This is a genomic window from Lysobacter sp. GX 14042 (genome assembly GCF_021390425.1).
Taxonomy (GTDB): Bacteria; Pseudomonadota; Gammaproteobacteria; order Xanthomonadales; family Xanthomonadaceae; genus Novilysobacter.
On the sequence record NZ_JAJUWY010000002.1, the window covers coordinates 62,665 to 83,624 of the forward strand.

General features: G+C 69.5%; 24 protein-coding genes. 11 read left to right on the forward strand and 13 right to left on the reverse strand.

Going from position 1 to position 20,960, the window contains the following annotated elements:
- The first annotated feature begins 9 nt into the window (after positions 1 to 9).
- From LY625_RS03585 to LY625_RS03610, 6 genes are all read left to right on the forward strand, one after another.
- Positions 10 to 591 (forward strand): hypothetical protein, encoded by a 582-nt coding sequence (locus LY625_RS03585; protein WP_233737639.1) that lies wholly within the window; start codon positions 10 to 12, stop codon positions 589 to 591.
- 162 nt (positions 592 to 753) lie between these two features.
- Positions 754 to 1,008 carry a hypothetical protein gene (locus LY625_RS03590; protein WP_233737640.1) on the forward strand — a complete coding sequence of 85 codons (255 nt, stop codon included), beginning with the start codon at positions 754 to 756 and terminating at the stop codon, positions 1,006 to 1,008.
- 3 nt (positions 1,009 to 1,011) lie between these two features.
- On the forward strand, positions 1,012 to 1,302 hold the full coding sequence (locus LY625_RS03595) for a hypothetical protein (RefSeq protein ID WP_233737641.1): 291 nt from the start codon (positions 1,012 to 1,014) through the stop codon (positions 1,300 to 1,302).
- A gap of 101 nt (positions 1,303 to 1,403) precedes the next feature.
- Positions 1,404 to 1,868, forward strand: a complete 465-nt coding sequence (locus LY625_RS03600; RefSeq protein WP_233737642.1) for a hypothetical protein — start codon at positions 1,404 to 1,406, stop codon at positions 1,866 to 1,868.
- Positions 1,869 to 2,002: 134 nt separating this feature from the next.
- Positions 2,003 to 2,344 (forward strand): hypothetical protein, encoded by a 342-nt coding sequence (locus tag LY625_RS03605; RefSeq protein ID WP_233737643.1) that lies wholly within the window; start codon positions 2,003 to 2,005, stop codon positions 2,342 to 2,344.
- A gap of 75 nt (positions 2,345 to 2,419) precedes the next feature.
- Positions 2,420 to 3,157 (forward strand): DUF6683 family protein, encoded by a 738-nt coding sequence (locus tag LY625_RS03610; protein ID WP_233737644.1) that lies wholly within the window; start codon positions 2,420 to 2,422, stop codon positions 3,155 to 3,157.
- Here LY625_RS03610 and LY625_RS03615 read toward each other — a convergent pair whose 3' ends face one another.
- From LY625_RS03615 to LY625_RS03670, 12 genes are all read right to left on the reverse strand, one after another.
- Complete coding sequence (locus tag LY625_RS03615; protein WP_233737645.1) at positions 3,158 to 3,934, reverse strand: TIGR04290 family methyltransferase; 777 nt, start codon at positions 3,932 to 3,934, stop codon at positions 3,158 to 3,160.
- A complete protein-coding gene (locus LY625_RS03620) occupies positions 3,927 to 4,205 on the reverse strand; it encodes a hypothetical protein (RefSeq protein WP_233737646.1) in 279 nt (92 codons plus the stop codon). The genes LY625_RS03615 and LY625_RS03620 overlap by 8 nt, the downstream gene beginning before the upstream one ends.
- Positions 4,189 to 5,313, reverse strand: a complete 1,125-nt coding sequence (locus LY625_RS13475; RefSeq protein ID WP_233737647.1) for a glycosyltransferase — start codon at positions 5,311 to 5,313, stop codon at positions 4,189 to 4,191. The genes LY625_RS03620 and LY625_RS13475 overlap by 17 nt, the downstream gene beginning before the upstream one ends.
- On the reverse strand, positions 5,310 to 6,401 hold the full coding sequence (locus LY625_RS03630) for a glycosyltransferase (RefSeq protein ID WP_233737648.1): 1,092 nt from the start codon (positions 6,399 to 6,401) through the stop codon (positions 5,310 to 5,312). The genes LY625_RS13475 and LY625_RS03630 overlap by 4 nt, the downstream gene beginning before the upstream one ends.
- Positions 6,394 to 7,515: a glycosyltransferase gene (locus tag LY625_RS03635; protein WP_233737649.1), complete on the reverse strand. Its 1,122-nt coding sequence runs from the start codon at positions 7,513 to 7,515 to the stop codon at positions 6,394 to 6,396. Before LY625_RS03635 ends, LY625_RS03630 begins: the two co-directional genes overlap by 8 nt.
- Positions 7,512 to 8,687, reverse strand: coding sequence for a glycosyltransferase family 4 protein (locus LY625_RS03640; protein WP_233737650.1), 1,176 nt, complete (start codon positions 8,685 to 8,687; stop codon positions 7,512 to 7,514). The genes LY625_RS03635 and LY625_RS03640 overlap by 4 nt, the downstream gene beginning before the upstream one ends.
- Complete coding sequence (locus LY625_RS03645; protein ID WP_233737651.1) at positions 8,677 to 9,690, reverse strand: Gfo/Idh/MocA family oxidoreductase; 1,014 nt, start codon at positions 9,688 to 9,690, stop codon at positions 8,677 to 8,679. Before LY625_RS03645 ends, LY625_RS03640 begins: the two co-directional genes overlap by 11 nt.
- Positions 9,687 to 10,649, reverse strand: a complete 963-nt coding sequence (locus LY625_RS03650; RefSeq protein WP_233737652.1) for a zinc-binding dehydrogenase — start codon at positions 10,647 to 10,649, stop codon at positions 9,687 to 9,689. Before LY625_RS03650 ends, LY625_RS03645 begins: the two co-directional genes overlap by 4 nt.
- Entirely contained in the window at positions 10,646 to 11,737 is a 1,092-nt protein-coding gene (locus LY625_RS03655) for an SDR family NAD(P)-dependent oxidoreductase (RefSeq protein WP_233737653.1), read from the reverse strand. Before LY625_RS03655 ends, LY625_RS03650 begins: the two co-directional genes overlap by 4 nt.
- A complete protein-coding gene (locus LY625_RS03660; RefSeq protein ID WP_233737654.1) occupies positions 11,734 to 12,837 on the reverse strand; it encodes an NAD-dependent epimerase/dehydratase family protein in 1,104 nt (367 codons plus the stop codon). Before LY625_RS03660 ends, LY625_RS03655 begins: the two co-directional genes overlap by 4 nt.
- A 64-nt stretch (positions 12,838 to 12,901) precedes the next feature.
- A complete protein-coding gene (locus tag LY625_RS03665) occupies positions 12,902 to 13,909 on the reverse strand; it encodes a UDP-glucuronic acid decarboxylase family protein (RefSeq protein WP_233737655.1) in 1,008 nt (335 codons plus the stop codon).
- 199 nt (positions 13,910 to 14,108) lie between these two features.
- Positions 14,109 to 15,494 (reverse strand): hypothetical protein, encoded by a 1,386-nt coding sequence (locus tag LY625_RS03670; RefSeq protein WP_233737656.1) that lies wholly within the window; start codon positions 15,492 to 15,494, stop codon positions 14,109 to 14,111.
- 537 nt (positions 15,495 to 16,031) lie between these two features.
- Between LY625_RS03670 and LY625_RS13480 the strand changes: the two genes are divergently transcribed.
- From LY625_RS13480 to LY625_RS03695, 5 genes are all read left to right on the forward strand, one after another.
- Positions 16,032 to 17,192 (forward strand): tyrosine-type recombinase/integrase, encoded by a 1,161-nt coding sequence (locus LY625_RS13480; RefSeq protein ID WP_233737657.1) that lies wholly within the window; start codon positions 16,032 to 16,034, stop codon positions 17,190 to 17,192.
- Between the two features lie 118 nt (positions 17,193 to 17,310).
- Positions 17,311 to 17,754, forward strand: a complete 444-nt coding sequence (locus tag LY625_RS03680; protein ID WP_233737658.1) for a hypothetical protein — start codon at positions 17,311 to 17,313, stop codon at positions 17,752 to 17,754.
- Between the two features lie 1,100 nt (positions 17,755 to 18,854).
- Complete coding sequence (locus tag LY625_RS03685; RefSeq protein WP_233737659.1) at positions 18,855 to 19,262, forward strand: hypothetical protein; 408 nt, start codon at positions 18,855 to 18,857, stop codon at positions 19,260 to 19,262.
- Positions 19,259 to 19,483: an AlpA family phage regulatory protein gene (locus LY625_RS03690; protein WP_233737660.1), complete on the forward strand. Its 225-nt coding sequence runs from the start codon at positions 19,259 to 19,261 to the stop codon at positions 19,481 to 19,483. The genes LY625_RS03685 and LY625_RS03690 overlap by 4 nt, the downstream gene beginning before the upstream one ends.
- Positions 19,484 to 19,758: 275 nt before the next feature.
- On the forward strand, positions 19,759 to 20,298 hold the full coding sequence (locus tag LY625_RS03695) for an integrase arm-type DNA-binding domain-containing protein (protein WP_233737661.1): 540 nt from the start codon (positions 19,759 to 19,761) through the stop codon (positions 20,296 to 20,298).
- 177 nt (positions 20,299 to 20,475) lie between these two features.
- On the opposite strand, the gene LY625_RS03700 is transcribed toward LY625_RS03695, so the two are convergent.
- A complete protein-coding gene (locus LY625_RS03700; protein ID WP_233737662.1) occupies positions 20,476 to 20,637 on the reverse strand; it encodes a hypothetical protein in 162 nt (53 codons plus the stop codon).
- Positions 20,638 to 20,960 lie beyond the last annotated feature (323 nt).

Here is a 20,960-nt window from a genome sequence, read left to right on the forward strand (position 1 = left end):
CCTGGCGCCATGCGGGTCCTGCCCGTGACCCGCTGGAACCTGCCGCTGGCCGTCCTGCTGGCGGTACTGGCGGGCTGCAACGCCCCACCGGCGGCCGGCGCGCTGGCGCCGCCGGCACCGGATCCGGAGCCGGCCGACGCCGTGCGGCTGGACCATCGCGATCCCGGGGATACCACAACCCCGCTCCCGGAAGCCATTTCCCGCGCCCTGCAGACCGACGAACTGGTCCTGACCTGCCCCGGTGGCGTGGTCGACGGCCGCAGCCATTTCGCCCGCGACTGGGTCGGTGTCCACCGCGTCGACCTCGACGGCGACGGGCGCGAAGAGTGGATCCTCAACGGCCTGCACCCATGCCTGCGCCAGCAGGCCGATGACAACGCCTGGTGGTGGATCTATTCCGGCGACGCCGCGGGCAGCCAGCGCGTGCTGCTCCGCGCCCGGCAGGCCCGGCAGCTGGAGGTCCTGCCGACCCGCCACAACGGCATGGCCGACCTGCGCGCCCATCTGGTCAACGGCCGCGGACAGGCGCTGCGGTCGGATTTCGCCAGCGACGGCGAGCGCTACGTCGCCGCCGCCCGCGTGGAGCCCTGACCGCCGGGTCCCGCTGCCGAGCCGGCACCCACGGGAAAACCCCAGCTGGGGGCGGCCCCGATGGTGCGCCCGTCCACGCTGCAGATACTCGTCATTGCAACAGCACAACCTGCAGTCCATTCCGGCCGGCGTCCGGCCATACCCGAGCAAGCGGAGACTCCCATGTCCTTCATCAGCACTGCGGTCGACAACCTTTCCCAGTCCATCGGCCGTGCCATCGGTACCGCGTACGGCGGCCCGATCGGCGGTTTCGTAGGCAGCATCGTGGGCGACATCGTGGGCGATGTACTCGGCAATTTCGCGAACAACGTCGCGGTGGCGGTGTTCGGCGACGGCGTCAACGATGTCGCCAACAATGTCGCGGCACTGTTCTCCAACAACTACTCGTTCGCCTTCGACCAGGGCATGGGGTACTGAGCCGTGCAGGCCGACCCGTCCGGGCGTGACTGGATCGCCCGGATCGAGGAGCTCAGGCAACAGGGGCTGATCGACGAGGACGCGGAGGCGGCGCTGGTACGCCACCTCTCCGACCGGCGCGCGGAACTCGAAGTGTCGATGACGGCCCTGGTTCCCGAGTACCGCCGGCGCATCGCGGACGAAGGGCGCGAGGCGGCCGACGAATGGCTCGCCGCGCAGGCGCGTGAGATGGGGGAAGCCGACGCGCGCGCGACCCGGGAACTGCTGGATGGCCTGCAACTGTCCCGGGCATGAGCTGCCGCCCCGGCGCGCGGCACTTGCTGACCCGGCACGTCCAAACGTAGCCTGTCGCGACACCCACCCGTGACACCCACCAAGACAGGGGGATTCCACCCATGACGACCTTCGCCCAGGTTCCCAGTGCGAGCGAGCGTGAGCAGATGCTGGCGCAACTCGACGAATCGCTCGCCCGCAACCCTGACCTGGACGCCAGCGCCCGGGAAACCATCCTTGGCCACTTCCGCCAGGCACTGGAGCAGGAAGCCCAGGCGATGGCGAACGGAAGCACCACCCCCGGCGGCACCCCCGACCGCGACCAGTGGCTGTCCACCCTGGATTCGCTGCAGGCGGTGGGAATGCTCGACCACGGCGACCGCGAGGAGCTGGTGCAGCAGTTCGACCGGGCGATGGCGGGCCTGGATTCGGAGGCGCTGGCGGTGGCGATGGAGTTCTCCCGCCGCTGCCGCACCGACGGCGAACAGGCCGCGCTGGCGTGGCTGAAGTCGCGCCCCGCGGCGGCGACCGCCACCGGGACCGAGGGTTTGCCCGCGCACCTGGCGATGGCGCTGCAGCGCGGCTGACGATCCGCTAGGGAACGCCCTAGCTGTTTACCGCGGCACTTCCCCGCAGAATCATTTCCACGCAAACACATCCACCACGCCGCTTCCATCCGGGGCTTCACCGGCGGCGACCCGAAGCCGAGGAGAAACAGGAAATGTCCGACGCAATCAACCTCACCATCAGCAAGATGATCATCAGCGGCCTGCAGGAATCCGGCGAGAGCAAGGGTTCCAACGGCAAGAGCTGGCTGGTCGCCATCGCCCAGGCCCTGGGCGGCATCATGGGTGACAAGGCCGCCAAGCTGGTCGAGCTGACCGGCAAGATGGACAAGCTCGCCGCCGCCGACCCGGAAGACCAGAAGGCCGCCAAGGAATTCCAGAAGACCATCTCGGAGTTCCAGGCCCAGAGCCAGCTGTTCAGCATGATCTCGAACGCCGCCAGCACCGCCATCAAGGCGATCGGTGAAGGCATGACCGCCAACGCCCGCAAGCAGTAACCGCCGGCGCTACAGGTGCAAGATGGAACGGCCCCGGTCTCCCGGGGCCGTTTCCTTTTTTACGGAGGTCCCACGATGCGCAAGTCCCGCCTGCCTGCTGCGGTCCTCGGGATGTTGGCGGTGCCACTGGCCGCGCAGGCGCAGTGGTCGCCCTCGGCGACGCTCGACCTGGGCATGGGCTACGGCCAGATGGCCCTGAGCCAGTCGGCCCTGGATGGTGCCCGCCGGCTCAGCAGCGACAGCAGCAAGGCCTTCCAGAGCCAGGCCAGCGAGTGGAAGGAACCCGAGTTCGATCCGGGGTTCGAAGCCGACCCCGCAGTCACCGAAACGGTCAACCAGCGCTTCGTCCTCTTCTATGGCGGCGATGACCCGGCCAGCCGCGCCACCATGGCGCGCGAGCTCGACTCCGGGCGTTATCACGAGCGCTTCCGCGAGCTGATGCGCAGCCACGGTCTGGAGCCGCGCCTGGACGACCTGCTCGAGGTCGCCGCGATGCGCTACGTCGCGCTGTGGGAAATCATCCATGGCCGCGCCATCACTCCGGCCCAGGCACGCGCGGTCCGCAGCCAGCTCCTCGCGCAGTTCAGCGGGGACTTCTGGATGCGGCGGATGGACGATGCGGAAAAGCAGGAGCTGGCGGAAACCTTCGTGCTGCACGTCGCGGCCGCCGACCTCGCCCACGAAACCCTGGTCGGGCGCAATGATCCCGGACTGCTCGCCCGCTACCGCGCCGGCGTCCAGGACCAGCTGTTGCCCGACGGCCCGCGGCTCGACCGGCTGACGATCAGCGATACCGGCTTCGCCGGCCGCTGATCACCGCCCCAGCCCGGCCGCCGCGCGCAGCTCGGCCTCGATCATCGGGCGCATGCCCTCCTCCCCGCGCTCGGGCTCGCACAGATAGGTCTCGTGCGCGATCCGCTCGCGCACGCTGAAGCCGGCGCTGCGCAACATTGCCTCGACGCAGGCGTGGTTCGGTGCCCACCAGTTGGTCGGATCCTGGGCGACCCGGTGTTCGAGGAACGCCATCACCGGCCAGCCGGCGCCGCGCAGCCGCTCGCGCTCGTCCAGCGGGAAGTCGCCGGGAATCTCCGCGACTTCCTCGCCGGGCATGGTCAGGGTCTGCATCACCATCATCCGCCGGGTGCGGCGGCGGATGATGTCCAGCGCCAACAGCGGATGGCGCAGGTGGTAGAGCACGCCCATGAACCAGACCAGGTCGTATTGCTCCTCCACCCGCGCCAGTTCGTAGACCTGCATCTGGCGGAACTCGACGCGGTCCTCCAGCCCCAGCACACCGGCGGCCCAGCGGGCCTGGCGCAGGTAGTGCGGATCGACATCCACCGCGGTCACCCGGGCGCCGCGCCTGGCCAGCTCGAAGCTGTAATAGCCGGCGTTGCAGCCGATATCCAGCACCGTCCAGCCGTCCAGGTCGGCCGGCACGTGAGGGGCGATCTCCGCCCACTTGAAGGCCGGGAAGTCCGCCTGCAGCCAGTGGTCGGGGGCGGTCTGCACGCCGCCGGGCAGGTGCAGGTTGTGGAACCATGGGCCGAGCTCTTCGACCCGCGCGCGCAGCTCCTGCGCGCTACTCACGGTCGACCAGCTTGAAGAAGCGGCTGGGCTTTCCGTCGGCGGTCTTCTCCTGGTAGAGGAAACCGAGGTCCTCTTCCTCGAACTTGTCGAAGAACTCGTCCCAGCTGATCTCCTCCAGCGCGGGATCGTCGCGGAAGGCGATGCGCAGCACGCCCGCCTCCTCGCCCTCGCCGGTGTCCTTCACCGTGGCCGGCCGGCCGTCACGGGCTTCCACCCATTTCCTGATTTCGTCGTGGTCGGTCGTCTGTCGTGCCTCATGCGCGGCTGCCATCGCAAACCCTCCCTTGTGACCGGTGGCGGGAACGACGCTGGGCGGCCCGGTCGAAGTACCGCTCCAGTGCTTCCGCCCGGTGGGCGGCGGTGTGTTCGGCCAGCACCCGGCGGCGGCCCGCCTCGCCGATGCCGGCGCGTCGTGCCTCGGGCATGTCGCGGAGCCAGGCCGCCACGTCCGCGGCGCGCTCGGCGATCAGGATCTCCTCGCCGGGGACGAACAGGCTGTCGAGACCCTCCCAGGCGTCGGAAATGATCGGGGTGGCACAGGCGGCCGCCTCGAACAGGCGCACGCTGGGCGACCAGCCGGCGGCCACCATGTCCGCCCGGGTGACGTTGAGGGTGAAGCGCTGGCGGTTGTAGAAGCCGCGGTGCTCCGCCGGCGCCAGGTGCTCGATGCGCTCAACGTTCGAAGGCCACTGGATGTGCGCGGGGTACTGCGGCCCGGCCACGGCGAAGCGGCCGTCTCGCCAGGTCCGCGCCGGCTGCAGCAGCAGCTCGTCCAGCACCGGCTGGCGGTCGTCGCTGTAGGTGCCCATGTAGCCCAGGTCGTACGCGGTATCGCACGACTCGGGAAAGTAGCGCGCCGGGTCGAAGGAGCAGTACAGCGGCACCGCCATCGGCGATTGATAGCGCTGTTCCAGCAGCTCCAGCGAGCGGCCACCGCTGAAGGACAGGTAGAAGTCGTAGCCCTGCACCAGTTCCGCGTCCAGGTACTCGCACTCCCCACGCCCGAGCGCGGCCAGGGTCACCGGGGTGTCGATGTCGTAGAACGCGACCAGGCCGGTGGCGGTGTCCTGCACCCAGCGCCCGACCTCGATGCCGTCGGGCACGTAGGAGCCGACGATCACCAGGTCGGCATCGGCCACGAGGCCGGCATGGGCCTGGCGCAACTCGTCGGGCCCGGCATACAGCAGCAGCTCTCCGGGCAGCTCGCCGCGCGCGTCCTGGTGGCCGGCGTACCACGGCACGTCACGCTCGAGGAACGTCACCCGATGGCCGCGTTCGCCCAGCGCCTCGATCAGTGCGCGCCAGGTCGTGGCATGGCCGTTGCCCCAGGACGAGCGCAGGCTCAACCCCAGGACCACGATGTCCAGCGGCGCGCTCACGCCGGCGCCCCGGCGCGCACGCCCAGCAACTGCTCGACCTGGCGCGCGCGGTGGTCGTAGGTGTGGTCGGCCAGCAGCCGCTTGCGGGCGCGTTCGCCGATCGCCGCGGCCTCGCCGGAACCCACCGTTTCCAGGTACCGGGCGACCTGCCCGCCATCGGAGGCCACCAGCACCTCGCTGCCCGGCTCCAGGAAGTCGCCGATGCCTTCCCACTCGTCGACGATCAGGCAGGCGCCGGCGCCGGCGGCTTCGAACACCCGGGTCGGCGGGGACCAGCCGAAGCGCGCCATGCTCTCGCGGTTGACGTTGAGCACCATCCGCACGCTGCAGTTGAAAGTGTTGTGGTCGCGCGTGGAAACGTGGCCGAGGCGTTCGACGTTGCCCGGCACGCCTTCGTCCCAGCCACTGCCGCCCAGCAGGAAACGGCGTGAAGGGGCCTGGCGCGCCGCTTCGAAGAAGAACGCGTCCACCCGCGCCTCGCGGTCGGGCAGGCGGTTGCCGAGGAAGCCCAGGTCCGCGGCGAACCGCGGATCGGCAGGCACCGGATGGTGGGTGGCCGGGTCTAGTGCGTTGTAGACCGGCACGCAGCGGCGCGCGCCCAGTGTCTCGTAGGCGCTGACCACCCGCGGTCCGCCGCCGTAGGTCAGGACCATGTCGTAGCGCGGGACCAGCGCGCGGAACGGATCGGCGCGGTCCTCGTCCACGCGCTCCAGCGTGGCCGGCGCGTCCACGTCCCAGAAGATCACCGCGGTGCCCTCGCCCTGCAGGCGCAGCACCTCGCGCTCGAGCAGTTCGTCGAACACGCCCACCCCGCTGGCCTTGACCACCACGTCGGCGCCACGGGCCTGCTCCAGCGCACGCTCGACACCGTCGGTGCCCTCGCCCGGATAGACCACCACCCGTGCCCAGTCCGGATCGTCAATGTCGCGGTGCTGCTGGCGCTCGAAGGCATCGGGCTCGTAGAAGGTCACCCGGTGCCCCAGCCGGTGCAGGGCGTGGATGATGCCGCGGTAGTAGGTGGCCGCCCCGTTCCAGTACGAGGACACCAGGCTGGATCCGAAGAAGGCGATGTTCAGTGGCTCAGGCATGGGTCAGGCTCCTTGGCTCATGCGTGTCGCGGGCAAGTGGCCCGCACAGGATCTCCATCAGTTCGTCGACGCGGTGGGCGCAGGTGTGCCGCGCGAGGACGGTCGCCAGCCCGTGCGCGGCCAGTTCCCCGGCGGCCTCGCGGTCGTGGACCAGCGTGTGCAGGTGCCGCTCCATCTCCTTCCCGTCGCGGGCCACCAGGTAGTCGCGCCCGGGCGTGAACAGCCTTTCGTCGTCGGGCCACCAGGCACTCGCCAGCGGGATGCCGCAGGCCAGCGCCTCGAACATGCGGATGGTCGGGATGCCGGGCAGCGTCTCCACGTAGGGACGCCGGGGCACGTGCACGGTGGCGCGGAAACGGGCGAAGACCTCCGGCGCGCGATGGTTGGGCAGCCAGCCGCGGTACTCGATGCCGGCCTGCTCCAGCGCGCGCAGCGCCGCGTCGGGGTAGCGCACGCCGTGGATGCGCGCCCGCAGCCCCAGCCTCCGGACCGGATCGACCAGGAACTCGCGCAGTTCACGGCTGCGCTCCTCGTCGCCCCAGTTGCCGATCCACACCAGGTCGCCCTCGTCGGCTTCCCCGTCGATCGGCCGGAACACCCGGGTGTCGGCGGCCTCATGCCAGGTCCAGGCCTGCGCAGCCCAGCCATGCTCCAGGTAGCGCTGGCGTACCGCTTCGCCAAACGCCAGCACGCCGTCATAGTCGCGCAGCTGGTAGCGGGCCATCTCCCCGGGCGCCGAGGCTGCCCGGTGGTGGGTGTCGTGGAACAGCAGCCGGCAGCCGCCGGGAGCCTGGCGGCCGATGCGGGCGACCAGTTCCGGCTCGTTCCATTCGTGCACCAGCACCACGTCGGCGCCGTCCAGCGCCTGGTCGAGGTCCGGTCCCTGCGGCGGGTAGGCATGGCTGCGCAGCGCGGGGAAGCGGCGGTGGAACTCCTCGACCGCGGCCTGGCCGTGGCCGGCCACCATCTGCGCCCGGCTCCAGCCATCGGCCGGCTCGTGCACCTGCACCTCGTGGCCGCGGGCCAGGAGCTCGGCGACCACCCCGCGCAGGAAATGGGCATTGCCATGGTTCCAGTCCGACACCAGCGAGTGATAGAACAGCACGAACTTCATGGGCCTGCTCCGGCGACGGCGGCGGAAACGGGGGCGGTGGCGGGTACACCGGGTTGCAGCTCCGCGGCCCCGGCTGCCAGCCCGGCATAGGCGGCCAGGTACCCGCGCGCCATGGCTTCTGGCGTGTACCGGGCGGCGCGCGCGGCGGCACGGGTGGCCTGGCGTTCGCGCAGTTCCGGATCGTCGATCAGGCGCTGCAGCGTCGCGGCCAGGGCGTCGTGGTCGTCGGGCGGCACGTACAGCGCCGCCTCGCCCCACACCTCGCGCAGGCTCGGGATATCACCGAGCACCAGTGCGCAGCCTGCGGTCGCCGCTTCCAGCGCCGACAGGCCGAAGGGCTCGTAGCGCGCCGGCAGCGCGTAGATCCCCGCACGTGCCATCCAGCCGGCCAGCGCGTCGCGCGGCAGCTGGCCGAGCAGGCGGACACCCGGGTGCAGCGACTCGTCACCGCCATCCGGATGCCGTGCCTCGCCGGCCACGCATACCGGCCAGGACAGCCCGCCGGCCACCGCGGTGAGCGCCTGGATGTTCTTGCCCGCGTCCCACAGCCGCCCCGCGGCAAGGATCAGCGGCTCACGCGGCGCCCCGGTCCGGGGGCGGGCCAGGGGCGTGCGCCCGTTGGCGATCACCCGCGTGGCCGGCAGCGGGCCATAGTGGGCCTCAAGCGAATCCAGCATCGCCGCGGTGGGCGCCACCACCAGGTCGGCCGCCCGCAGGCCGGCACTCACGCGGGCGCGGTACTGCGCCCACTCCTCCGGGGCCGGGGCGCCGCGCACCGCCTGCCACCAGGAGCACACGCAGGAGTGGCCGACCATCAGCACCGGCGCCGGCCAGGGCAGCCCCCCCTGGCTGTAGTCGTTGAGATGGATGATGTCGGGGCGTACGCGCCCGGCCAGATCGAGGAGCCAGTCCCCGGCGCGGGCGATGTCGTCCCAGGGACGCGACATCCACTCCAGCCGGTAGGGCATCGCGTGCAGTTCGAGGCCTTCGATCGCGAGCGCCTCGGCCGCCTGGTCGGGCGAGGGGTCGGCCCCGCTCGCGGCGAGCACCACTTCGTGCCCACCGGCGCACAGCTGGCGGCACAGCTCCAGCGCGTACTGCCAGACACCGCCCACGGTGTCGGTGGTCATCAGCACCCGGTAGGGCGCGCGCGGCAACGCTTCAGCGCCCATAGACCGCATCCACCAGCCGGGCGACGTCGAGCAGGTGGCCGGCCGCCGGATCGTAGCGCCCGCCCGCCGCCAGCCTCCGGGTCCAGTCGACCAGCGCCCGGCCACCCCAGGCATCCGGCGGCGAGGCCACCGGCGTGCTGGAGGTGCCATCGAACCGCTCGACATTGAAGTCGTAGAACGACCCGCCGACATTGCGCAGCGCCGCGCCACCACCGGTGCCATAGAAGGACGCGCCGATCACCGCATCGCAGCCGGCGGGCAGCCGCCAGGAACAGGCCATGCGCACGCTGGCCCCGCCGTCCAGGCGCCACTGCACGCTGGCGTAGTCCTCCACCCGGTCGACCGGGGCCTGCAGCGGCCGGCCGGCGGCATACAGCTGCGCGTCCACGGTCCCCGGCGCCGGGGCCCCGGCGATCCACAGCGCCAGGTCGACCAGGTGGATGCCCAGGTCCATGACACAACCGCCGCCGGAGCGGGCGATGTCGTAGAACCAGTCCTTGTCCGGTCCGTAGGCGTTGTGGAACACCAGGTCGATGGCGTAGAGCTCACCGAGTTCGCCGGTGCGGACCGCCTCGCGCAGCTGCGCCACGCCCGCGACGTAGCGGTAGCTGAAGTCCACGTCGAGCAGCCGGTCGGCGCGCTGCGCCGCGTCGAGCACCTGCCTGGCTTCCGCCGCGGTGCGGGTCAGCGGCTTCTGGCAGAACACCGCCAGGCCCGATTCCAGCGCGGCGATCGCCTGCCCCGCATGGGCGCCGCTGGGCGTGGCGATGACCAGGCCGTCGAGGTCGTCCATCGCCAGCAACCCGGCAAGATCGCGCGCGGGCCGGGCCTGCGGTGCGCAGGCGCGCGCCTGCTCCAGGGCATCGCAGCTTGCATCGGCCACCGCGGCGATCTCGGCCAGACCGCTTTCGGCGAGTACCTGCATACGCTGGCAGCCGATCCAGCCGACGCCGAGGAAACCCAGCCGTGGCCGCCGCGCGACGGGTTCGAGTTGTGCGTTCACAGGCTCACCGTTGCCTTGAGGAATCCGTCCGGACGCTGCTGCATCGCAGTGAAGGCATCGCCGAGACGATCGAGCGGGTAGCGGTGCGTCAGCAGCGGAGCCGGATCGAGCCGCCCTTCGGCGACGGCGACCATCGCTTCGCGCAGGCCGCGCGCGGCGACCTCGGGGTCGCGCTCGTGGGCGTTGATCACGTCCAGTCCGCGCCAGTTCCACTGCTGCATGTCGACCTCGCGGGGGCCGTCCTGGTGGTAACCGGCGATCACCAGCCGGCCGCCCTCGCCGCTGACACCGCTGGCGATGGTCAGCGTCGCCTGCTCGCCGGCGGCCTCGATCACCCGCGGGCAGCCCGCGCCGCCGGTCAGTTCGTTGACCGCGCCGATCGCGGCGTACCAGTCCTCCGTGCCGAAGGTCGCGGTGGCCCCGCAGCGGCGCGCCACGTCGAGCGCGAACGGCCTGCGGGAAAGCGCGATCACCTGTGCGCCGGCGTGGGTGGCCAGCTGGATCAGCAGGGCGCCGATGAAGCCCACGCCGACCACCGCCACCGTCTGCCCGGCCCGGATGTCGCTGCGGCGGAAGATGTTCATCGCGCACGCCAGTGGCTCGCCCGGCAGCGGACTGCCGTCGAGGCCTTCCGGCAGCCGCGCGAGCGCCCCGGCATCGGCCACGTCGTACTCGGCATAGGCCTTGCCCGACAACAGCGCGACCCGGTCGCCGACCCGCCAGTCCTCCACCCCGTCGCCGACCGCGTCGATCTCGCCCCAGCCCTCGTGGCCGGGCGCGCCCGGATCGAAGGGGTATTCGAACCAGGGCTTGCCCGCCCACACCGGCATGTTCGAGGCGCAGACGCCGCAGCCGTGCAGCCGGACCCGTACCTGGCCCACTTCCGGCTCGGGCAAGGCCACGCGCGCCACTTCCACCTTTCCGTCGCCCTGGAATACCGCCGCCTGCATCATGCTCATGCGGCGCTGCTCCCGGCAGCGGCGGCTTCGCGACGGGCGCCGGTCACCGGCACGTGGAACTCGCGCAGCCAGTCGTGCAGGCGGGTGATGCCCTCGTCCGCATCGACCCGCGGTGCCCAGCCGCTGGCGGCGCGGAAGGCCCCGGTATCGGAGACGTAATAGCGCTGGTCGCCGGTGCGCCAGTTCGAATGTTCGACCCGCGGCGGGTGCCCGGTGAGCTGGCCGATGCGTTCGAGCACCTCCAGCAGGCTGACCGCATTGGCGGGCCCGCCGCCCATGTTGAAGGCGCGCCCGCGCAGCACCGGCATCCGATCGCGGCAGGCCAGGAAGGCGTCCACCAGGTCCTCGACGTACAGGATGTCGCGCACCTGCAGGCCGTCGCCGTAGAGGGTGACCGGCTCGCCGGCCAGCGCGCGGATCAGGAAATGCGCCACCCAGCCCTGGTCCTCGTTGCCGCACTGGTGCGGGCCGTAGATGCAGCTCATCCGCAGCACCACGGTGTCCAGCCCGTAGCTGCGGGCGTAGTCGAGCACGTACTGGTCGGCGCCGCCCTTGGAGCAACCGTATGGACTGTGGAAGTCCAGGGGGCGATCCTCGCCCAGGCCCCTGCCGCGGAGCTCCGGGTCGGACGGCTCGTAGCGGCGTCCCGTGTCCTCCAGCTCCACGTCGCCCAGCGCGCCGTAGACCTTGTTGGTGGAGGTGAACACCAGCGGCGGCCGGTGCCCCGCCCCGCGGATCGCCTCCAGCAGGTTGAGGGTGCCGCGCAGGTTGACCTCGAAATCGGCACCCGGATCGTCCAGGCTGGAGGTGACCGCCACCTGCGCGGCGAGGTGGAACACCTCGCCGGCCCGCCCGACCACCTTGTCGAGCAGTGCACGGTCGCGGACGTCGCCCTCGACGAATTCGAGGCGATCGCCGTGGCGGGCACGCAGCCATTGCAGGTTCCGCGCGACGCCGGCGCGGGACAGGTTGTCGAGCACGATCACCTGCCGCCCGCCGGCGAGCAGCCGGGCCGACAGGTTGGTCCCGATGAAACCGGCGCCACCGGTGACCAGCACCGGCGCGGTGTCGCGGGCATTCGCGGTCATCGTGCGAGCCCCCGCCGCGCGAGCTCCTCGGCCGCGGCGTCCACCCGGTCGAAGGCCTGCTGGCCCAGCATCCACTCGACCAGCTCCTCCATGCCCTGCTGCAGCTCCACCTCCGGGCGGTAACCCAGCACCTCCGCCGCGCGACCGATGTCCGCGAAGCAGTGCCGGATGTCACCGGTTCGCGACTTGCCGGTGATCTCCGGCGGCAGGTCGTCGATGCCCAGCGCGGAGGCCATTTCACCGGCCACGCCGATCACGTCGATCGACCGGCCGCTGCCGATGTTTAGCACCTCGCCCGCCGCGCCCGGCACCTCCAGTGCCAGCCGGCAGGCGCGCGCGACGTCGTGCACGCTGACGAAGTCGCGACGCTGCCGCCCGTCCTCGAAGATCAGCGGCGGACGGCGGTTGAGGTAGCGCGAGGCGAAGATCGCCAGCACGCCGGTATACGGGTTCGACAGCGCCTGGCGGGTGCCGTAGATGTTGAAGAAGCGCAGCGCCACCGTCGGGATGCCATAGGCCTGGCCGACGATCAGGCACAGCCGCTCCTGGTCGAGCTTGGACAGCGCATACACCGAGGAGGGCGAGGCCACCTTGGTTTCCGGCGTCGCCACCGGGGTCAGCACGCCCGCGCTGTCGGACAGTTCCCACTCGCCGCGCGCGAGCTGCTCCGGGGAGCGCTCCGGCGGGGCGACCACCTCGCCGGCGGCGTCGCGGTACAGGCCTTCGCCGTAGATGCTCATGCTCGAGGCCACCACCAGCCGCTGCACCGGCGCGCTGGCCAGCGCCTCCAGCAGGACCGCGGTACCGCGGTTGTTGACGTCGGTGTAGTGCTCGATCTCGTACATGCTCTGGCCGACGCCGACCGCGGCGGCCAGGTGGTAGACCGCATCGACGCCGCGCAGTGCACGGCGCACCGCGACCTCGTCACGTACGTCGCCGCGCTCCAGCTCGACCTCCGGATCCAGGTAGGACGGCCGGCTGATCGACTCGCCGTGGACCTGCTCGGACAGGTTGTCGAGCACGCGGACCTGGTAGCCCTGCGCCAGCAGCTGGTCGGCCAGGTGCGAGCCGACGAAGCCGGCACCGCCGGTGATCAGCACGCGCTTGACCCCTGCATTCGGGGCGCCGTTTCCGCCCCCATTTCCATTCTTCATAGCCATCGACTCAGGCGACCCCACGGCGTGCCTCCTGCGGTTCGGCCCCGGCCAGGCTGCGCTCGAACCAGGCCACCGTCTGGCGCAGCCCCTCCTCCAGCGATACCTGCGGTTCCCAGTCCAGTGACTGCTTTGCCAGCGTGATGTCGGGACAGCGGCGGGTGGGGTCGTCGACCGGCATCGGGCGATGGATGATCTTCGAGCGCGTGCCGGTGATGGCGATGATGCGCTCGGCCAGCTCGGCCACGGTCACCTCGGAGGGGTTGCCCAGGTTCACCGGGCCGGTGAAGTCCTCCGGGCTGTCCATCAGCCGCACGATGGCCTCGATCAGGTCATCGACGTAGCAGAACGAGCGGGTCTGGCTGCCATCGCCGTTCAGCGTCATGGGCTTGTTGCGCAGGGCTTGCACGATCAGGTTGGACACCACCCGGCCATCGCCGGCCTGCATGCGCGGACCGTAGGTGTTGAAGATGCGGCCGACCTTGATCGGAGTGCCGTAGAGCCGGTGGTAGTCGAAGAACAGGGTCTCGGCGCAGCGCTTGCCCTCGTCGTAGCAGGCGCGCGGGCCGGTGGTGCTCACCGCGCCACGGTAATCCTCGGTCTGCGGGTGGACTTCCGGCTCGCCGTAGACCTCGCTGGTCGAAGCCTGGAAGATCCGCGCACCGGTCTGCCGGGCCAGTTCGAGCATGTTCGCGCAACCGTCCAGGCAGGTCCGCATGGTCTTGATGGGATCGTCCTGGTAGTGCACCGGCGAGGCGCAGCAGGCCAGGTTGAAGATGCGCTCGACGGGCGCATTGAACGGCTCGGTGACGTCATGGCGGATGAAGCGGTACCCGGGTTCGTGGCGCAATGCGGCGACGTTCTCCATGGAGCCGGTCGACAGGTTGTCGGTCGCAAGCACCTGCCAGCCGTCGCGGAGCAGCCGCTGGCACAGGTGGAAACCGAGAAATCCAGCACCGCCAGTCACCAGCGCACGCTTCCCGTCGGGGAAGCTCCTCTTGCCGATCGTTGCGTCCATCCGTCTCACCTCTGCTCTTCAACGCGAGTGGCGCCCGCCGGCGCGACCGCACGTCGTACGTGGGGGGAGTAAAGCGCGAGTCCGGACGATGCACGGATGAATGCGGCCGCAACGTGAAGGTGAATAGAGGAAGAAGCAGCGCGCGTACGTTCGCGCGCGCGGAGCGGCGCCAGCGCAGGCGATGGGCCCGCGCCTGCGGTCAGCGGCGCCGCCGGACCATCCGCCAGGCTCCCAGCGCGGCCAGCAGCCCGCAGCCGAGCACCAGTGGGCCAAGCCAGCCCGGCACGGCGGCGCGTGTCCCGGTCGGGCCTGCCGCGTCCGCCCCGATCATCACCACCAGGGCCATCGCCAGGCAGCCATAGGCCACCACCGAGAGGAGCCAGAACAGCCAAGGCAATGCGAACCACACGCCCTTCCCCACCACCACGTCCGCACCCTGCGCGGTGTGGCCGTGCGGGCGCTGGCGGTGCGCGGGGTCGAGCAGCGACAGCCCGATCATCCGCAACAGCGAACTGCGCATGCCCGACACCCTGTTGCGCAGCGACCGGCGCAGGCCGCGCTCGGCGGTATGGCCACTTGCCAATGCGTTTTCCAGATGGACCTGGCTGCGTTCATTGCCGGCACCCTGCACGGCACGGGCCTCCACCATGGTGTTGCCGGCCAGCGCCGCGACCAGCGGCACCGCGGCCTGGTTGATGGCCGCGGCGCTGGCCGGGTTCGCGGCGGCCGTGGACGGCGCCGCGGGATTTCCGGATACCGCCGCCTGCGCCGCCATGGTGGCCGGTTGCCCGGCCTGCGCCGCACGCCCGGGTACCTGGGCCTGCTGCTGCGCCAGGCGGTTTTCCTGGGCTGGCGCAGTGCCTGCTTGCGGCTGGCTGGCAGCCTGCGCCGCCTGGTGCGCCGCGGCGGGCGCCTGCCCCGGGGTCGCCGGCGCCTGTGAAAGTGCGGCCGGTTGCGCGTGGGCCGGCGTTGGCTGGGCCACTGCCCGCGGGACCACGGACGCCTGGAACCCTTGCTGGGCGGGCATGCGCGGCACCAGCGGCGCGTCGGTGGCGCGATGTGCCGCGGGATGGGCCGGTAGTGGCAATGCCGTCGCCGGGGAATGGGCGACCAGGCCCGGGGATCCCGGCACTGAGGCGAACATGGATCCGGCCGGCGCCGGCCCACCTTGGGTATTCGCCTGGGCCGCGGAATGGGGGGCACCGTGGTTCATCGCCCGGGCAAGCTGGCTGACCACCGCGCCAGCGAGGGAAGCGGGACCCGGCTGTCCCGCCAGCGGGTAGCCGGTGGCGGGGTTGCCCATGGCGGACCGCGCGCCGCCATTGTGCAGCGGGCCCTGGAGCGCCGGCAGTGCGGGCTGGCCCGGCCCGCCGGTGAATGCCGGCGTCCCCGGGAGCGCAACCGGGAGCGCGTTGACCGCCGACTGCGCGGTTGCCACCGGACCACCACCCGGCAACAACCCGCCGAGGGTGTTGAGCGCCTGCTGGACCGGGTGGCCGGACGGCTGCGTCCCGGGCGTGCCCAGGCCGGGAATATGCGGGATCGGAGGCGCCGGGGGGGCGGTCAGGCCGGATGGAACGTGCATTCCGCCCCGGCCGGTATTCACCCCATGGCCGTGCCCTTGTGCGTTGCCCGCACCCTGCCCCCGCTGCGGCTGCTGTCCATGGCCCCCACCGTGGAGCGGATGCGACCGCGCCCCGGTTCCCACTCCGTTGTTCCCCCGCCCGGAAAACAGCCCGAGCGGGTCGGGCAGGCGTGGAAGACCACCGTCGAAACCGATCGGCATGGGAACACTCCGCTGGCATGCGCAGGCGGCGCGGGTCCTGTCACGCTAGCGCGCGATGCGGCGGACGCAACCCTGAGGTCGACCCTAGGGTGCGGGGCTTCCAAAAAGCGAAGCCCCGGGCATGCCGGGGCTTCGAAGGAATCTGGTGGGCGGTACAAGGTTCGAACTTGTGACCCCTACCATGTCAAGGCTGGGAAATAGGTAGCCAAGAGCACCCATGTGCATGCAACTCGCTGATTCATATCACCAGAAGACCCCATGCACGCCACTATGTTTGCCGTACTTCTGCCGTACTCGATAGACTCCGCGCTTCCCAGAGTGCAGCGAGTTGGCAACGTGGCAAAGATCGACCTGAGGACCGTCCGCAATCGCGACAAGCTGAAGCCCCGCCGGGAGCCGTACTGGCACACCCTGGCCACTGGACAAGCCATCGGGTTCCGACCGTCCAAGTCCGGAGAGGGCGGGACGTGGATTGCCCGGTTCAACGACCCGGACAGCGGGAAGCGCCCGCTGCGGTCCCTCGGTGACTTCGGACACCTGCCACCGAGTGAGCGGTTCGGCGCTGCAGCAAAGGAAGCGATGGAGTGGTTCAAGCATCTGGACGCGGGCGGCTCCCATGAAGTCCTGACGGTACGGGATGCCTGCGAGCGCTACGCGGAACGTGGCCCGAAGGACGCTGCAGGGCGCTTTGCGCGGCACGTCTACGATGACCCCATCGCGTCGGTACTTCTGCACAAGCTGACACCTCGCCACGTCCGCGTTTGGCGCGAGCGGTTGGAGGCCATGCCGGCACAGGTATCGCGCAGCAAGTCCGGACCCCGGACCACCCGCCCCCGCAGCAAGGCCACCATCAACCGGGATATGGTCGCCTTCCGCGCCGCACTGAACGAGGCTTTCAAGAACGGCGATGTTCTATCGGAGCATGCATGGCGCGAAGCGCTGAAGCCGTATGAGGTCACCAGCCGCCGTGACCTGTACCTGACGCGCGAACAACGGCGGGCGTTCCTCGCCGAACTTCCGGCAGACGCTCAGGCCTTCTGCCGTGCGCTGTGCCTGCTTCCCCTGAGGCCGGGAGCGCTTGCCGCTGCTCGCGTGGGTGACTTCGATGCCGGACGGGCCATCCTTACAGTTCGAAGCGACAAGGCGGGCGAGGGACGCCCGTTGGTGCTGCCGCCTGCATCAGCCGACCTGCTGCGGGAACAGATCAGGAACAAGCTGCCGACCGCCTTCATCTTCATGCGGGCTGACGGGAGTGTCTGGAACAAGGACGCGTGGAAGAAGCCCATCACCGCAGCCGCGCAGGCTGCTTCGCTCCCTCCCGGGACCACGGCCTATACCCTGCGCCACTCCGTGATTACCGACCTCGTCACCAGCGGCAGAACCGACCTGCTCACGGTGGCGAAGCTGGCCGGAACGTCCGTCCGAATGATCGAAAAGACCTACGGGCACCTGCTGCAAGAACGGGCTACGGCAGCGTTGGCAACGCTCGCCGTCTGATCCCGCAGTCACCTTTGCCCAGCTGGGGGTATCCGCCCGCCCCGCCTTCCCCGACTCTGACTGCGTGGCCTACCATCCCGACGTCTACAAGGGGGATGGCCAGCGGGCCAGGTGAATCATGGGATTTTTTGGTGGAATCAAGAGCACGTTCAAGAAGAGCGAAGCGGCAGTAGTAATACAGAACCTTCTTGAACATCACGCGCGGATTGGCCTTCTACCCGTCCCCGCTGATCCTGCGAAGACAGCCAACGCACTCGTGCAGGCAGCGTGGGACGATATGCCCGACGTCTTCAGTGGGAAATTTGGTCAGCGTCCGCACAAGTTGGCAGTTGCGGCTACGGCACTCGGGCTGTGCGTCATGGGCATACCGGCTACCCATCCGCACCGACCGACGCTGGTCCTTTGCCTAGGGACAGTCCTGTCCGAAGTCCAGAAAAACGGACGCCTGTATCCGCTGAACGGCATAGATGACCAGCTACTTGAGGCAGCCTATACCGCCTTCATGCTCGCCCAAGAACAGCCTACGGCAGACGACGAAGCCGCTGACCCGGCGCACGCCTGAGCGCCACTCCGGCGCGGCCGACCCTCTACGATCCGAGACGTTCCGACCGGCCCACTATCGGTCACCAGCGTGGCCAGCAGCAAGGCCCATCCGTTGGCGTGACGCGGCCAGCAGGTGCCCCGAGAATGCCCCCGCCCAACGTCGGGCGGTATGGGAATCTGAGCAAGTGATCATCGAAGCTGGAAGCGTCCACCTTGAGCTGTCTACCGCATCGCGGTACCTGTACGTGAAGGGTGGACGCCGGGAGCTGTACTGGAATTGGCACACCCGGGAGTTCGTCTGGGAGAGGTAGGCCGACCCTTTTGGACTGAGAAAATTCAAGAGGGCATTTCATCTTGAGCGCGAACGGCGATTCCCCCGGTGGGGGTCGCCCCCGCACAGCGGCAGGGGGTGGGGTAGGTCCCCGTCTGATAGCCGTTGCCCAAGTCCCCGTATCGGGGGAGCTGAAAAGCCCCCCCCGGTCAACTCCCTGTATATACACCTAGTGTCTACCTAGGGTTCAACAGCAGGTAGGCCTACGGCTCTCTGTGGTGGTGGTGACCAATGATCACCATCATCAGGGAACCTGATCCCGGTCCAGCCGTGGTCAAGCCCTGCCCCGTCTCTGCCCCCATCCTTACTCAGTTGCTGGCCGCACTCGCGCCGCGCTACCTCAGGACCGGCCCCCTCTCTGGTGGCTGGTCCTTTTTTTGGTCAAGCGCGGCACCCTCGTGGCGACAGCAGGACGCCGCCACAGGCTGCTGAAGCGCCGCGCACCTTGTCGACCGTCGCCCGGTACCCGTCGGGCACAGGTCGCCCCTGTAGAGCGCTCCAGAGGCGCTCGACCGCTCACGTGAAAGCTGTTCGCGTGGGGGTCTATTTTTCGACCCGAGCGACCGCACGGCCACGCTAGCGCGTACTGACTGCCTGCCCGGAGGGAGACCCGGGGGCCAAGTCCCCGTATCGGTTAACCCATGGCGCACCACTAGGCGTCATCGGTTCCCACGTTCCGCGCCTGCGGACGTGTCTTCTCCCCTGTGACCCCCCGCGCTGCCGTCGGTGCGAAGCCCTGAGCTTCGCGCTTCGGTTCCGCGTGGCCGAAGTATGGAACCCAGCAATTCATGAGCAAGACCCAGACCCTGCGCCCTGTGCGCTACTTCACCGACGCCGACGGCATACGCTGTGCCCTCGTTCCTGTCGCCAACCTCAACGATTCCGCGATCATCTATGCGGATGACCTGACCCGCCTGGTAGCCGATGGCGTGTCCCTCAACTGGCAGCTGAACTCAAACGGCAGCGCCGAACTCGCCCGCAGCTACGTCAAGGTGAGCCTGCCCGGCAAGGACGGTCGAGTGGTGGCCCGCCTCGTCTACGGCGCTCGCCCCAAGGAACAAGTCAGATATCGCAATGGCAATCGTCTCGACCTACGCCGCCCGAATCTCACCACGGCTTCCGGTGGCAATGCCCACAAGGACTGCAGCGTCATTGCCTCGACGTGCGACGTTGCAGCCGAAGGGAGCAACGAATGAGCACCCCGCAGGTCGCCGCCATCCCCGGCATCGCCGACCCGATCCTGAGGAAGCGGCAGGTGCTGCAGGCCACGGGCCTGACCAGTTCCACCCTTGATCGACTGGAGCGCGGCGGCGACTTCCCTAGGAAGCTGCAGATCGCGCCCCGCGCCGTAGGCTGGCTGGCGTCCGAAGTCGACGCATGGATCCGCCGGAAGGCGGCTGAGGCACAGGCTGCGTAGCTGCAGCATCCTCCAGAAAAGCAAAAGGGGAGCCGGCAGGGGTGCGGCAGCAGCATCGCTGTTTGCCGTACTTTTGCCGTACTCCCCAATGCCCAATGACCTAAATCATTGATTTATTGGTGGGCGGTACAAGGTTCGAACTTGTGACCCCTACCATGTCAAGGTCAGGGGATTGCAGCGGATTCAATAGCTTGCGCCGTTTCAGGGTGGCGCGTGCCAACGCAGGAATGCGGGTTGCAGCGCCTGTGCGTTTGAGTTGCGTGTTAGGAGGGAGCATGGAGACGACAGCGCTGTACCGGCACTACGATGCAGATGGAACGTTGCTTTACGTGGGCATCGCGCTAAGCCCGATCGCCAGGCTGTGCGAGCACCGAGACGGCTCCGCCTGGTACGACCGAATCGCCACCGTGAAGATAGCGCGCTATCCCTCGCGCGAAGATGCCTTGGCTGCCGAGAGTGAGGCGATCAGGACGGAGCGGCCGCTGCACAACGTTGTGGGCAACGATGCGCCGATGATCCCTGCCAACGTACGCCCCCGCCCCTCCGCACACAAAACATCCCGCCTTAGCGCCGCTGGGGTCGCGCATGCAACTGCACCTGGCTATCACTGCGATGGCGCAGGGCTTTACCTGGCTGTGACCCCCGCCGGAACGAAGTCATGGATATTCCGGTTCCAGCGGAACAAGCGCCGCAGGGAAATGGGTCTTGGAGCGTATCCCGTAACATCACTGGCGCAAGCCCGAGAACTCGCCCACCAGCAACGGCAGCTCCTTCGCGAAGGGCTTGACCCCATCGAGTATCGCGCCGCGAGCTGATGCAGGCGTGGGCGAAGTACCTGGAGGGATAGCCCCCGCCGCTGTCCCGAAGGACGGCATTGCTTCCCGGCAGGCCCGTCTGGCGTCAGGCCGTCGCCCGGTCCGCGCTGCACGGCGGGGATTGCAGGATGGCGCGGTGAGTGGCCGGGGTCAGTCAGGCAACACCCCGGCGCGGCGTCAGCGATTTCCGAGACGCGCCCCGAACCACCGCTCCACGTACCGCTTCCCCTGCGCGACCGACCCGCACCGACCGCCCGTCTCGGTGCTCCCCCAGCGGATCACCACTTCGCCGGGCTTCACCACCGCCACGGTCTTCGTGTTGTAGCGCAGGTAGCTCACGCCGTCTATTTCCAGCCAGTTGAAAGCAGCGCCGAGCATGGGCGCAGGATACGCCCGGCCCCAGGTGTCAGGTAGGCTGCGGGCAGGCCATTGGATCAGCGAGATGACCACAGCAACCCTGCCAATCAGGTTCGTAGACAGAGCCGGTCGACCGTCCGATCCCTTCGGCGAAGTGGCGGACGCCATCCCGGTCGTGGATATTGTCCTGGCGCCACCGAAAGGCAGCGACAGCACCGCTCGCGTGGACTGTGTCGCGCTCGTTGATACAGGCGCTGACTACTGCTCCTCCTTCGCCAGCGTGCTTGACGCTGTGTCGGCACCCT

Bases quoted from the DNA above. Each gene is read 5' to 3' on its own strand.
- LY625_RS03585 (WP_233737639.1), top strand. From the start codon at position 10: ATGCGGGTCCTGCCCGTGACCCGCTGGAACCTGCCGCTGGCCGTCCTG.
- LY625_RS03590 (WP_233737640.1), top strand. From the start codon at position 754: ATGTCCTTCATCAGCACTGCGGTCGACAACCTTTCCCAGTCCATCGGC.
- LY625_RS03600 (WP_233737642.1), top strand. From the start codon at position 1,404: ATGACGACCTTCGCCCAGGTTCCCAGTGCGAGCGAGCGTGAGCAGATG.
- LY625_RS03605 (WP_233737643.1), top strand. From the start codon at position 2,003: ATGTCCGACGCAATCAACCTCACCATCAGCAAGATGATCATCAGCGGC.
- LY625_RS03610 (WP_233737644.1), top strand. From the start codon at position 2,420: ATGCGCAAGTCCCGCCTGCCTGCTGCGGTCCTCGGGATGTTGGCGGTG.
- LY625_RS03620 (WP_233737646.1), bottom strand. From the start codon at position 4,205: ATGGCAGCCGCGCATGAGGCACGACAGACGACCGACCACGACGAAATC.
- LY625_RS03630 (WP_233737648.1), bottom strand. From the start codon at position 6,401: ATGCCTGAGCCACTGAACATCGCCTTCTTCGGATCCAGCCTGGTGTCC.
- LY625_RS03635 (WP_233737649.1), bottom strand. From the start codon at position 7,515: ATGAAGTTCGTGCTGTTCTATCACTCGCTGGTGTCGGACTGGAACCAT.
- LY625_RS03640 (WP_233737650.1), bottom strand. From the start codon at position 8,687: ATGGGCGCTGAAGCGTTGCCGCGCGCGCCCTACCGGGTGCTGATGACC.
- LY625_RS03650 (WP_233737652.1), bottom strand. From the start codon at position 10,649: ATGAGCATGATGCAGGCGGCGGTATTCCAGGGCGACGGAAAGGTGGAA.
- LY625_RS03655 (WP_233737653.1), bottom strand. From the start codon at position 11,737: ATGACCGCGAATGCCCGCGACACCGCGCCGGTGCTGGTCACCGGTGGC.
- LY625_RS03665 (WP_233737655.1), bottom strand. From the start codon at position 13,909: ATGGACGCAACGATCGGCAAGAGGAGCTTCCCCGACGGGAAGCGTGCG.
- LY625_RS03670 (WP_233737656.1), bottom strand. From the start codon at position 15,494: ATGCACGTTCCATCCGGCCTGACCGCCCCCCCGGCGCCTCCGATCCCG.
- LY625_RS03680 (WP_233737658.1), top strand. From the start codon at position 17,311: ATGGGATTTTTTGGTGGAATCAAGAGCACGTTCAAGAAGAGCGAAGCG.
- LY625_RS03685 (WP_233737659.1), top strand. From the start codon at position 18,855: ATGAGCAAGACCCAGACCCTGCGCCCTGTGCGCTACTTCACCGACGCC.
- LY625_RS03690 (WP_233737660.1), top strand. From the start codon at position 19,259: ATGAGCACCCCGCAGGTCGCCGCCATCCCCGGCATCGCCGACCCGATC.
- LY625_RS03695 (WP_233737661.1), top strand. From the start codon at position 19,759: ATGGAGACGACAGCGCTGTACCGGCACTACGATGCAGATGGAACGTTG.